This is a genomic window from Streptomyces sp. NBC_01485 (genome assembly GCF_036227125.1).
Taxonomy (GTDB): domain Bacteria; phylum Actinomycetota; class Actinomycetes; order Streptomycetales; family Streptomycetaceae; genus Streptomyces.
This window is the reverse complement of record NZ_CP109435.1, coordinates 5292800-5305189: the sequence shown is the minus strand read 5'-3', so window position 1 is coordinate 5305189 and position 12390 is coordinate 5292800. Positions and strand designations below refer to the sequence as shown.

Genomic DNA, 12390 nt, shown 5'->3' with positions numbered 1-12390 from the left:
CAAGACTCATGCTGCCCCGAGAACGAGCCGAGAAGATCCTCACCCTGCACGCGGCCGGATGGCCGGTGCAGGCCATCGCTGATCACACCGGACACAGCCACCAAACCGTCCGCGACTACATCAACGGCCGCAGAACTCCAGGGATTCGGGCACCACGGCCGAGTCTGCTCACCGAACCCCTCGCCAGCTACTGCCGTCAGCGACTCGCCGAGGACCCCCACCTGCGGACCAGCGTTCTGTTCAAAGAAGTAGCCGACCTCGGCTTCCAGGGAAGCCGGGCAACCCTCTATCGCGAGCTGAAGCGCCGACACCGCCTTCTGGTCCTGGCCGACCGCCGGGAAACCAACTCGCAGGAGGAAGATCCCCAGATCCCATCCGAGATATCCCGCAGGCATAAGCGGACGCCGGCTCTGCCACGGCGAGTCGCCCCGATCGCAGGAGAAACCCTCAACTCCTACCTGGCCCGGATCGCCCGGGCCAACCACCTCACCGTCACCGAGGTACTGGCAGTACTGCCCACCTGGTTCTCCACGAAGACCAACAACATCGACGACCGAGCCCAGCACCACATGCTCGCCGCCGCAGCCACCCAGGCCCTGCACAAACTCGCTCACCTCACCAGCACCACTCCCGTCGGCCTGGCTCACGCACTCCCCGCCTTCGGCACCGACGAAGGCCCCGTCCGGGCCACGACCGCCTGCCACCGGTGCACTGCCCGCCTCGGCATCCGCCAGCCCGTCCCCGTCCACCTCCCGATTCACCACAAGGTCTGCACACAGCACGGAATCTGGCTCAGCGATCTCGGAGAACCCCACCTCGACCTGTCCATATGCCCTGAGATCACCACCGCCCAACACCGGGCGAACCGCCTCCTACGCCGCTTCACACCCCAGCAACTCACCCTCGCCCACCAAACCGCGGCCAACGCCGTCCCGCCCTGGCCGGCCTCCCCAGCCGCCGTCCCGCACCACTGGAGATACCGGCTCCTCGCACTGCAGACCCACAATCACCACCGCGGCATCTCGACCGAACTCGACACCTACACACACGCCGCGATCTACCCCGACGCCATCGAACTCGCCGCAGCAGTACTCGCCAAGCATCTCCATGATCCAGCAAGATCCACTGGCAAGAACTCTCCGCGTCTCCGAACGGTGGCACCCGTGGGCCACGGTCACTTCGCCACTCAAGATTCCTCGTCGCAGGTCAGAGCGACCGCGTCAGGGACAACTCGGTGACACAGGACACCCACCATCAGCCCAGGCGGTAGACGCGGAGCGGGCACGGCTACCAGTGCCCGCTGGTAGCCGTGCCCGCGACTGGGCTGGATCTGGCCGGGTGGCTGTGGCGCTGCTCAGCAGCCGACGGAGGCGGGTAGCACGAAGAAACCGGTCGAGGGAGGTGCCGAGGCGCTGGCACCCTGGGGCAATGTTGTTCAAGCTCACCGGATCCAGTTGCTCGGGCAAAACGACGCTCGCCAACGCCACAGCTGGCAGGCTCCGGCAGATCGTCGTGCACGACTTCGATGAACTCGGTGTGCCAGAGGGCGCCGACCTTCACTGGCGCCATCGAATGACCGAGTTGTGGGTGCAACGCGCGCTGGAGTACCAGGATCGTGGCATTGACCTCCTACTCACCGGGCAGTCTCCCCTGGGCGAAGTCCTCGCTGTGCCCTCCGCGCCACTACTGGACGGCATCGCCGTATGCCTGGTCGATGTCGCCGACGAGGTCCGGCGCGTTCGACTCGCCGAGCGTGACCCCGGCCGGTGGGACGCTCCGGCGGTCGACGCCTTCATCGGCTGGGCCGCATGGCACCGGAAGCACGCCCTAGACCCCCGTCACCGGCCCGACGTCGTCATCGACAACAGCTGGCCCGAGATGGCCTGGCAGTGCTGGACCAGGTGGCACGCCGATGATCCCCGATGGCGCACTCAACTGCTCGACACCACGGACCAGCCGGTCACGAAATCCGTAGATCAGGTCGAGCGGTGGATCACTGAGCAGCGCGAAATGCATCGGGCTGGCCGACTCGCCCTGGGCCACGGCTGGACTTCATGATCCGATCGGGCGGTCCGGGCGTGCAACTGCCATCATCACCCACGTCCACCAGGCCGGTCGTGGCCCACGTGAACTGCCGACCGAAGCAGTTGCCCACTCGGGACCTGGACACCGCCGAGCCGTCAGCGACGTCCTCCTCCGGTGTGTGAGTCAGATCGCCGGCCCATCTGCCGAGCCTGCTACACCAGCACACGGCCGCCCCGCCAGTGGCCCCGCCCCGATCACGACAGAAGCAGCACGGACGACAGTCGAGCTTTCCTCCGACGCCGAGATCTTTGCAATCGGGCGATCCGGCAGTAGCCGAAGCGGGTAAACTGGTTCACGGTCGCACGAGAGCGTTCTTGGTCACACTTGGACTGCCTTCGTGCGGCCACTTTCATGCCCTGGCCAGGGACTGCGCTCGGAGAGAAAGTCCGGCGAAGGCAGAGACCCCGGGCCCCTAGAATGGCCGTCGTGACCGACAACACTCAGCGCCCCGACAGCGGGCCGAACAGCTCCCCCGAACTGCCGACTCAGTACGCGCCGGCCGAGGTAGAGGGGATGCTGTACGAACGCTGGGTAGACCGCGGTTACTTCGAGGCCGACGCGAAGAGCGACAAGCCCGCGTACACCATCGTCATCCCGCCGCCGAACGTCACCGGCTCCCTGCACCTCGGGCACGCCTTCGAGCACACGCTGATTGACGCCCTGACCCGCCGCAAGCGCATGCAGGGTTACGAGACGCTGTGGCAGCCGGGCATGGACCACGCCGGTATCGCCACGCAGAACGTGGTCGAGCGTGAGCTCGCCAAGGAGGGCAAGTCCCGCCACGACCTCGGGCGTGAGGCTTTCGTCGACCGTGTGTGGCAGTGGAAGGCCGAGTCCGGCGGGCAGATCGCCGGCCAGATGAAGCGCCTCGGCAACGGTGTCGCCTGGAGCCGTGACCGTTTCACCATGGACGAGGGTCTCTCCAGGGCCGTGCAGACCGTCTTCAAGAAGATGTTCGACGACGACCTGATCTACCGCGCCGAGCGCATCATCAACTGGTGCCCGCGCTGTCTGACGGCCATCTCGGACATCGAGGTGGACTACCAGGACGACGACGGCGAGCTCGTCTCCATCAAGTACGGCGAAGGCGACGAGACCCTGGTCGTCGCGACGACCCGCGCCGAGACGATGCTCGGTGACACCGCAGTGGCGGTCCACCCCGACGACGAGCGGTACGCGTCGCTCATCGGCAAGCAGATCAAGCTGCCGCTGACCAACCGGAGCATCCCGGTCGTCGCGGACACTCACGTCGACCCCGAGTTCGGCACCGGCGCGGTCAAGGTGACCCCGGCCCACGACCCGAACGACTTCGCCATCGGCCAGCGGCACGGCCTGGAGTCGTTGACCGTCATGGACGAGCGCGGCGTCATCACGGTGCACGGTCCGTTCGAGGGCCTAGACCGTTTCGAGGCCCGCTCCGCGATCGTCGCCGCGTTGCGCGCCGACGGCCGGATCGTCGCCGAGAAGCGCCCGTACGTCCACTCGGTGGGCCACTGCTCGCGCTGCAAAACGACGCTGGAACCGCGCCTGTCCCTGCAGTGGTGGGTCAAGGTCGAGACGCTCGCCAAGGCAGCCGGGGACGCGGTCCGCGACGGACGCGTGAACATCCACCCCGCCGACATGTCCCAGCGGTACTTCGACTGGGTCGACAACCTCAACGACTGGTGCATCTCACGCCAGTTGTGGTGGGGCCACCGCATCCCGGTCTGGCACGGCCCCAACGGCGAGACAGTCTGCGTCGGCCCCGACGAGCAGCCGCCGACCGGCGAGGGCTGGACCCAGGACACGGACGTCCTCGACACCTGGTTCTCCTCCGGCCTGTGGCCCTTCTCCACCCTCGGATGGCCGGAACAGACCCCGGACCTTGAGAAGTTCTATCCGAACTCCGTTCTCGTCACCGGCTACGACCTCATGTTCTTCTGGGTCGCCCGCATGATGATGTTCGGCCTGTACGCGATGGACGGCGAAGTCCCGTTCCGCACCATCGCGTTCCACGGCATGGTCCGTGACGAATTCGGCAAGAAGATGTCGAAGTCCTTCGGCAACACCGTGAACCCGCTGGACTGGATGGACAAGTACGGCTCGGACGCCGTCCGCTTCACCCTGGCCAAGGGCGCCAACCCCGGTACGGACGTCCCGATCGGCGAGGACTGGGTCCAGGCGTCCCGGAACTTCGCCAACAAGATCTGGAACGCTACGCGCTTCGCGCTCATGAACGGCGCCACGATCGAGGGCGACCTCCCGCCCGTCGAGAAGCTCTCGGCCACGGACCGGTGGATCCTGTCCCGGCTCAACGCGACCGTCGCCGAGGCGGACGCGTACTACGACGACTACCAGTTCGCGAAGCTCGCCGACTCCCTCTACCACTTCGCGTGGGACGAGGTCTTCGACTGGTTCGTCGAGCTGTCGAAGACGACCTTCTTCGAGGGCGGCGAGCAGGCGAAGGTCTCCGGCCGCGTGCTGGGCGAGGTCCTCGACGTCACCCTGCGCCTCCTGCACCCGGTCGTCCCGTTCGTCACCGAGAGCCTCTGGACGACGTTGACCGGCCGCGAATCCATCGTGATCGCCGACTGGCCGACGGACAGCGGATTCCGCGACCCGGCGGCTGAGGCAGAGATCGACGACCTCCAGCAGGTGATCACGGAGGTCCGCCGCTTCCGCTCCGACCAGGGTCTGCAGCCGGGTCAGAAGGTCCCGGCCCGTCTGGACCTGTCGGGCACGCAGCTCGCTGCCCACGAGGCCGCCATCCGCCAATTGCTGCGCCTCCAGCCGGAAGGCGACGACTTCAACGCCACCGCGACGCTCCCCGTCGCCGGCGCCACGGTCGCACTCGACCTGTCCGGCACGATCGACGTCGCGGCCGAGCGCAAGCGTCTCGCCAAGGACCTCGCGGCGGCCGAGAAAGAGAAGGCCCAGGCCACGGGCAAGCTCGGGAACGAGGCGTTTCTGGCGAAGGCCCCGGACAACGTCGTCGACAAGATCCGCACTCGCCTCGCCAAGGCAGAGGAGGACATCGTCCGTCTCCAGACCCAGATCGACAATCTGCCGTCTGCCTAACGGCCAGGCCAGCGAAGAAGCCCCGGACCGTGGTCCGGGGCTTCTTGCTTGAGTGTGCGGCGGCTACGGGATTCCCAGGCACTCGAACGGACTCGACAGGGAGAACTCCCTCTGGCGAGCGACCGTCAGGGCCTGCTCGACGTCGTGCGTGGCCATGCGAATCAGGTCGTCGAGTCGAGAGGGCTTCGACGCGAGGACGTCGCGGGCAATGTCTTCTGCACTGCCGTCGCGCTGGAAGTGGTGCTGGAACAGGTCAAGGTTCTTCTCGACCACGAGGAGGGTCATGTCGAACTCGGAAATCGCGGCGTTGGACACGCGCCGGCCGCGCGAGTGCACCCGGTACTCGTGCAGCGGGCCGGAGATGCACACGATGGCGTTGTGCGCTCCGTTGCGGAAACGCCCGGCGAGGAGGTTCACGGCGAACGCCCAGTCCCCCCACTTCAGTACCTGCGGGTCGTACATGCCGCCGTGGATCGCGTCGTCGCGGCGGTAGACGATCGAAGTGGGCACGTGGTGCTTGCGCAGCACCAGCTCCTCCCGGCATGGATACGAGGAGATGGTGAGGCCCTCGAATTCGCCGATCATGCGGGACATCGTGTGCACGAAGGCCACGTGGTCGTGTGTCCGGAGGATCTCGACCGCGCGGTCCGGATAGCTGCCGTCCACGAGGAGTTCTGGTGCAGTGGCGAGGCGGTCGTCGGCGTCGAGCTGCATGACGTACTCGAAGCGCGCGGCTTCGACACCAGCATTCCTGGCCGCGTGGTGCCCGCTGTGGCCGAGGCGGATTACACGTACCTCCGGTCGTTCGCCGCATGCTGCGATGGCGCCGAGAGTGCTCTCGTCGTCCGATCCGTCATCCACGATCAGGACCTCGAACGGGAACACGTGCGGTTGCCCGATGAGGGAATCCACGGCCTCGATGAGGTAATCGCCCGAGTTGAAGCAGGGGATGACGAAACTGATCCCTACTGGCGTGGTCGACTTCACGATAATCTCCCTGTCTCTGATCAGGCCGACGTGTTTGCCGCAATGACGGTGGCGCGGACCGCTTCGAAACAGTTGGCCCCGGTTCGGCTGTCTGTTTCGGCGTGCTCATCCCAGAGCAGCGTGACGTCCCACCCGTGGTAGATACGCTCGATGAGGCGCTGGAAAGACTCGGGCGAGTAGCCTGCTTCACCCTCGATCTGCCGGAGCCGACCCGCTGTGGATCTGCGGGTGATCGACGTAAATACCTCAAGGTAGTGATAGTTCTTTGACCGTGCGTTGGCGACCGCGCTTTCCAGCACGGACTCGACGTCGGGTTCTGCGAGGTAATGCAGTACATCCTTGGCGACGACTATCCCGAAGTCCCGGTCAATCGTGTACTCCTCAACGAGCGACTCACGTACATCGATTCGCTGGGCCAAGTCCCCTTGCCCCTCCAGCCGTCCCAGGAGCACGCTGCTGGGAACCTGGTCGACAGCAACCACCCTGTACCCCGCCCGAGCCATGGCAACGGTGTGGTTCCCCGCGCCGTAACCGAGGTCTAAAGCCGTCCGCGGAGTTCCTTCCCCGACCGAGTCCAAGAACAGGTTGAACCGCTCCGATGTCGGGGCCTGGAGGTTCTCCGCCGTGTTCCTCCCCCGCCGGATTGCATCCACGTAGAAGGCATGCACGGACGCCTTCGACACAAGGTCAGCCATTGAACTCCTCCTCAGTCACTGTGAGATGGGCACTGCGAGCCACTAGAACGGGACCTCGATCAGGCGGCCCGGAGTGAGGACCGCCGAGGCGAGCGCCTCGGTCACCTTCATCGGGAGGAGGTGGCTGGCCAGGGAGCTCCGCTCCTCCGTGCCGTTCAGCCAGTGCTCCATCAGCTGACGGTTGCTGTCGCTGTGGAACAACCCGTCGAACGACTCCTCCGACACGTACTGCTCGTCGGGGAGGAGAGCGGCGTTGGCGCGCGTAGTCACACGGGCGAAGGCGTCGATCCCGTCTGCGCTGACACCACGAGGGATGTCGTAGCAGTGGACGTGCGTGGAGAACAGCGTCGAGATCTGGGCCTCCATGTCGACGCTCGAAGTACGGCCGTTCACGTTGTAGAGATCCGGAGGGAGCTCGTCCCAGTTCCGGATGGAAGGGGTGGTCTGCTCGAAGGACAGCGTGCCGAGCGAGACCGTCCTGCCCGACGCAATGTCGACGAGACGGAACGTGGAGGTTGCGTCGGTCTCGCCGAACCGGAAGCCGTCGTCGGCGTCATCTGGCCAGAGCGGATCGCCGTCCTGGAACCTCCTCGTGATCGGCCGGGACATCCGCTGGCGCTGGTCGATGGGGAACGCGCCGAAGCCGCTGAGCTCCAGTTTGAACTGGCGCTCAGGGAACAAGGAGGAGTTGAGCGAGAGGATCTGCGTCGCGAGATCGACGTAGTGGTACGCGCCGTGCATCATCATCCCGTAGCCGTACTTGTACGGGTGATCGTCGCGACTCTCGAACTCTCGCTGAAGATTCCACACTCCGCCGGCTGCCCGGAGATGGAAGGAAGTCAGGGGAGCTTCCCACCTATCCATTCTCTCTCTGAGCGACGCGAGGACCTTCTGGTTGTAGATCGGGTGGTACCGACTCAGGGTCATGACCGAGTGCTCCGCCGGAGAGTCGACAGAGACCCCGATGAGCTCCTCCATGGTCTTGGTGATGTGCGACGGCTTGAAGCGGCCATCCACCATGGGCGCCAACACGGGCTTCTCGACAAGCGAGTTGATGTGGTTCTCCACGCAGAACCGAAGGTATGCCTCATGCGCCCGTACTTCCGTGGCGATGTATACCTTCGTCGGTATTCCTGGCGTACGGAGACGTCGCACTGCCGCTGCGATGATTTCCTGCGGAGTCTCCCGCACCCGGGCATCAGAGTCCGGGAGGTAGACAATTCCTCGCGGCTTCAGGTCAATAGCATGGACTCGCTGTTCGATTGCCGACCTCTGGCACTCCAGGTCGATGATGGAGTAGGAGTCGATATGGCCTGACTGGACGGCACCCTTGATGCAGGGAAGGTACTTGTTGGCGACGATCTCATCGAAACCGACCACAATGAGATGATGCTTCGCTATCACGAGTCCACCTTTCAGGGATGCCCAAGAGGCATGGCGAATGCGGTGAGTTTTTGAGCGCACGCCACTACAAACCGAAAGGCTGCAGTGCACGGTTACTGCAAGTTCAGCAGTCGGGAATTCCCTGCCTGCCGCCGTTCATCGCTCCCTTGGAAGGCCCGTCAGACGAAGAGAACGGCATAGCTTTGCGACGACGCGGGCATCAGATCGACAGCCACAGCGGAGCCCCTCCGATCTCGTACGGATACTGGAGACCGAGGCGGGTAAGCGATCGCCGCGTCGGTGTGACCATGACAGCGGCTCGGGGGTGTGCGGAGTATCACAAGCTGTTGCCGAAGCTGCTCATCAGCAGCTCATGGCCGGTTGGTCTGACTTTTCAACATCCGCTTACACACGGGTTCATGACAGGCAGACTTAGGCTCCGGATCATGACCAGGAATGGGCAGGCGATAGGCGCGGTGGGTAAGAGTCGCCCAGGGTGGCGCCCGGACAAGCTGAGGCAGCAGCGCGAGGCGCACGGCCTGACGCTCGAAGGCGCGGGCGAGCAGGTGCGCGAGGTGGCCAGGGCCTCGGGGCTCACGGTGCCGGCCGCCAACTTTCAGACGCTGTGGCAGCACGAGCAGGGTGAGGTCTATCCCGGGCCGCACTACCGGCGCGCGTACTGCCTGCTGTACCGCGCGACCGAGCCGGAGCTCGGCTTCCGTAACGCTCTGCCCGACGAGGCCACGAAGCTCAAGTTCACCGCGTCGAGCGAACCGCAGAACGGCGCCCATGTCCTGGCCGTGGAACGGGCGTTGCACCAGCTGGCACCGAGCGCGGAGGACGCCGACGGCCTGGGCGTCCAACAGCGGATCCTCGATGCCTGGAAGCGGCGTCACACGGGCGGTGATCCGAACAGGCCGACGCTGATGATGGTCGGCGGCTACGCGGGCAGCGGGAAGTCGGAGTTCGCCCGCTTCGTATCGCAGCTCACCGGGTGGCCCGTCCTCGACAAGGACCCGATCACGCGCCCGCTTGTCGAGCGCCTCCTTGTTGAAATGGGCAGCGAGCCCAACGACCGGCACACCGACCTCTACCGGGAGAAGGTCCGCCCGCTGGAGTACCAGTGCCTGCTGGAGACCGCGTACGCAAACGTCGACTGCGCGATCAGCACCGTCCTCTCGGCCCCCTTCATCGCCGAGACCACCGACCCTCGGTGGATGCGGCGCCTGATCAACCGCTGCGAAGCACGTGGCGTCACCGTCGCTGTCGTCTGGATTCAGTGCGACCTCGACACGATGCACGAGTACATCAGCTTCCGGTCCGCCGCCCGGGACAGCTGGAAACTCCAGAACTGGGACACGTACGCCAGCGGGATCGATCTCGAACTGCGGCCCGTCGTACCGCACTTGGTCGTCGACAACCGGCTCGGCGCCGCGATATCGCTCACGGACCAGGTACGCCAGGTCTTCGGGACGATGTTTCCGTGAGGCAGGGCATCATGCTGTACGGGCCGCCGGCGACAGGCAAGGACACGATCACGGCCGCACTCACCGAACTCGACGCGCGGTACGTGCCGTTCACCCGGCTGAAGGTCGGGACCGGGAAGTCCGAGGGCTACCGGATGAGTACAGCTGAGCAGCTGGCCGTCTTGGAGGCACGCGGCGACGTCATCTATCGCAACGACCGATACGGCAACATTTACGTCGTCGACCGGCCCGGCCTCGACCAGGCCATGGAGGGTGGCAGGACCCCCGTCGTCCACCTCGGTCAGATGGTGGGGATGGAGCAGGTGGCCGCTCTCTTCCCGGCGCGCTGGGTGCGCGTTCTGCTGTGGTGCTCCAAGGAGACCACCGCCCGACGCTCACCGCAGCGGGGCGACACCGACACGGCGGCTCGGCTGGCCGCGTGGGACGCCACTCAGGCCGATCTTGCGGCTCATCCGCAGGCTGAGTGGGAGCTGCGCGTAGACACGGAGGCGACGGAACCCCGTCAAGCAGCACAGAGGATCAACGACATCGTCCGTGCTACGTCACCTCGCTCCTGACGGACTCGGCGCAATACACCCTGCTCAACTCGGGTTGTCCAGGTCCCCCTCGACGCGCAGGGCTTCCAGTGCCTCGGCGATATCCAGGTGCTCGTCTCTGTTGCCGTCCCACCGGGCGAGCGTCGCCGCAGCGGCGCGCATGAGGGAATCCGGCAGCCCTGCGTCGGCGAGCAGTGCCGCCGCGTCCTCAAGTTCTGGGCCCCAACGCCAGGCACGAGCAGCGGTCTTGGGGATGTAATCGGTCTCCACGAGGTAGCTGCGGGTGCGCTTCGCCGCGATCACCAGCAGCTCGTCCGCGACACCGTACGTGTCCGCCGCCCCGTACGCCACGGCGGCCAACACGCGGGAGACCTTCTGGTAGCTGGAGTACGCGAGCTTGAGAGCGGAGGCTTGGCCGATGCTGTCGCCCAGAACATGGGTCTGCACGTCGGTGCCGGCGAAGAGTTCGGCGATCCGGTCGGCTTTCTCGCCAGGGCCGGACAGATAGAGCGTCGGGGACTTGCCGCCCACCGGAGGCGATCCGACCACGGTGGCATCGATAGCCGGCATCGGGGCCAGGCAGTCGGCGATTCGCTGCACGCGCGACGGTGAGACGGCGTTCGCTTCAACATAGAGCGTGCCCGCGCCGGCCATGCCAAGCTCGGCTACCTGGGCGGCGGTGTCCTCCGCTGCGGCGGGAGGGCACAGGGAGAGCAGCACGTCAGAGCGGGAGACGAGCTCCGGCAGTGCCTCGGCTTCCAGGCCCGCGTGCTCGGCCCGGCGGCGGGTTGTGTCGCTGCGTCCGTCGGGGCACCACAGCACGATGTGGCCGCGGGCGCGCAGCTGGGCGCCGAAGGCGGATCCCATGCTGCCGGGGTGCAGCAGCCCGACGGTGTCCGTCATGCCATGGTCCTCGCGTGGTCGGCGGAGTGCAGGAGCAGCAGGTCGATGGCGGCGCGTGCATGCGGCACCGTGTGGTCCGGCCCGGGATCGTCCGGCGGCCAGGAGCGGTCGTTGCCGATCCAGATGGTGTTGAGCCCCGCAGAGCGTCCGCCGCCGATGTCGTTGACCGGGTTGTCGCCGACCATCCAGCCGCCGTCGCCCAGCACGGTGCCGCAGCGGGCCGCCGCCAGGGCGAAGTGCCGGGTCTGCGGTTTGCGAGCATCGGCCTCCTCGGAGACGAAGACGCCGTCCACGCGCTCGGCGATACCGGTGGCCCGCAGCTTGGCGCGCTGGATGTCCACCGCACCGTTGGTCGCCACCCCCACTCGCCAGTCGGCCACACGCAGCTCGTCCAAGCCGTCGAGGACCTCGGGCGGGCACGACACCATGGCCGCGATTTCGGTAACGTACACGCGCCACAACTCCGCAGTCGACGTGGCTAGTTGGTACCGGGCGCGGATCACATCAAAGGTGGACGGATAGGCCCGCTCAGCCACCATGTCCAGGACGTGCGCCTGCTCCTCGTCCTCCAGACCGTGCCGGGTGGTGAACTCGGCGGCCCAGTCGGCGAGTGCTCTCTGCCTGTCCACGAGGGTGTTGTCGAGGTCGAAGAGAACTAGGAGGCGCTGCACACCCGGCACCCTAATGCGCGAGGGTCGGTTCTGTGAGAGTTGTCCAACCTGAAGTTGCAGGTCGCGGGCTGGCGTGGGCCGGGAGTCTTCAAGGTGACCTTGTGGCGCGTGCGCTGAGCGAGATCCGCCAGAGCGCTCGATCGATCCCGGTTCGCAGAGCTCAACAGAACTGATACGCGCCCCTAACCAGGCCATATCCACCGGATTGAGTGACCTGGCAGGCTATCGAGAGGCGTAACAACACCGGTTCCTCGTGTACGCCTTCCCGTCTCGCTCTCCGAGCCCGGCCCATCCGGCAGTGCTGGACCGGCCCGAATTCGTCACGACTGCTTGCCGCTCTCACCGACGTTCCTCCAGGTCAGGCTGTCGTCAGCTTCGCCTGCCCGCTTCGACGGGCAGGCGGCGGAGTCCTTCCACCCCCGCTCGATCACACAGCGCCTCGTGGCGCACCCCCGCGTAGCGCGGAGTCCGTGATTGCAGGGGAAGCCCCAGATCACTTCAATTGCGATAACTGGACAGACTCCGACACCACATGTCAGTGGCGTGCGCGATGATGTAGGCCGACCAGGGGATGAGAGAGGTTTGG

The 12390-nt window shown here is 65.9% G+C and carries 10 protein-coding genes; 5 read left to right on the top strand and 5 right to left on the bottom strand.

What is annotated here, in order from left to right; translation table 11 throughout:
* Positions 1 to 8: 8 nt before the first annotated feature.
* The 3 genes from OG352_RS24090 to OG352_RS24080 all read left to right on the top strand — a co-directional run bounded on the left by OG352_RS24090 (position 9) and on the right by OG352_RS24080 (position 5142).
* Positions 9 to 1238, top strand: coding sequence for a TniQ family protein (locus tag OG352_RS24090; protein ID WP_329219703.1), 1230 nt, complete (start codon positions 9 to 11; stop codon positions 1236 to 1238).
* A 190-nt stretch (positions 1239 to 1428) separates the two neighbouring features.
* Complete coding sequence (locus tag OG352_RS24085; RefSeq protein ID WP_329219702.1) at positions 1429 to 2058, top strand: hypothetical protein; 630 nt, start codon at positions 1429 to 1431, stop codon at positions 2056 to 2058.
* Between the two features lie 453 nt (positions 2059 to 2511).
* Positions 2512 to 5142, top strand: coding sequence for a valine--tRNA ligase (locus tag OG352_RS24080; protein ID WP_329219700.1), 2631 nt, complete (start codon positions 2512 to 2514; stop codon positions 5140 to 5142).
* A gap of 63 nt (positions 5143 to 5205) precedes the next feature.
* On the opposite strand, the gene OG352_RS24075 is transcribed toward OG352_RS24080, so the two are convergent.
* From OG352_RS24075 to OG352_RS24065, 3 genes are read right to left on the bottom strand one after another with little or no spacing between them, the layout of a single operon-like run.
* Positions 5206 to 6129, bottom strand: coding sequence for a glycosyltransferase family 2 protein (locus OG352_RS24075; RefSeq protein WP_329219698.1), 924 nt, complete (start codon positions 6127 to 6129; stop codon positions 5206 to 5208).
* 20 nt (positions 6130 to 6149) lie between these two features.
* Positions 6150 to 6824, bottom strand: coding sequence for a class I SAM-dependent methyltransferase (locus tag OG352_RS24070; RefSeq protein WP_329219696.1), 675 nt, complete (start codon positions 6822 to 6824; stop codon positions 6150 to 6152).
* Between the two features lie 42 nt (positions 6825 to 6866).
* Complete coding sequence (locus OG352_RS24065; RefSeq protein ID WP_329219694.1) at positions 6867 to 8228, bottom strand: hypothetical protein; 1362 nt, start codon at positions 8226 to 8228, stop codon at positions 6867 to 6869.
* Positions 8229 to 8653: 425 nt separating this feature from the next.
* On the opposite strand from OG352_RS24065, the gene OG352_RS24060 reads away from it, so the two are divergent.
* Positions 8654 to 9694 (top strand): AAA family ATPase, encoded by a 1041-nt coding sequence (locus tag OG352_RS24060; RefSeq protein WP_329219692.1) that lies wholly within the window; start codon positions 8654 to 8656, stop codon positions 9692 to 9694.
* Positions 9691 to 10251, top strand: coding sequence for a phosphotransferase-like protein (locus tag OG352_RS24055; protein WP_329219690.1), 561 nt, complete (start codon positions 9691 to 9693; stop codon positions 10249 to 10251). The genes OG352_RS24060 and OG352_RS24055 overlap by 4 nt, the downstream gene beginning before the upstream one ends.
* Before the next feature lie 24 nt (positions 10252 to 10275).
* On the opposite strand, the gene OG352_RS24050 is transcribed toward OG352_RS24055, so the two are convergent.
* Both OG352_RS24050 and OG352_RS24045 read right to left on the bottom strand, forming a co-directional pair.
* Positions 10276 to 11133, bottom strand: a complete 858-nt coding sequence (locus OG352_RS24050) for an NAD(P)-dependent oxidoreductase (RefSeq protein ID WP_329219688.1) — start codon at positions 11131 to 11133, stop codon at positions 10276 to 10278.
* Positions 11130 to 11804 (bottom strand): HAD family hydrolase, encoded by a 675-nt coding sequence (locus OG352_RS24045; RefSeq protein ID WP_329219686.1) that lies wholly within the window; start codon positions 11802 to 11804, stop codon positions 11130 to 11132. The genes OG352_RS24050 and OG352_RS24045 overlap by 4 nt, the downstream gene beginning before the upstream one ends.
* Positions 11805 to 12390: the final 586 nt, after the last annotated feature.

Coding starts and splice junctions, on each gene's coding strand:
- OG352_RS24090 (WP_329219703.1), top strand. CDS start 9: ATGCTGCCCCGAGAACGAGCCGAGAAGATCCTCACCCTGCACGCGGCC.
- OG352_RS24060 (WP_329219692.1), top strand. CDS start 8,654: ATGACCAGGAATGGGCAGGCGATAGGCGCGGTGGGTAAGAGTCGCCCA.
- OG352_RS24085 (WP_329219702.1), top strand. CDS start 1,429: ATGTTGTTCAAGCTCACCGGATCCAGTTGCTCGGGCAAAACGACGCTC.
- OG352_RS24050 (WP_329219688.1), bottom strand. CDS start 11,133: ATGACGGACACCGTCGGGCTGCTGCACCCCGGCAGCATGGGATCCGCC.
- OG352_RS24070 (WP_329219696.1), bottom strand. CDS start 6,824: ATGGCTGACCTTGTGTCGAAGGCGTCCGTGCATGCCTTCTACGTGGAT.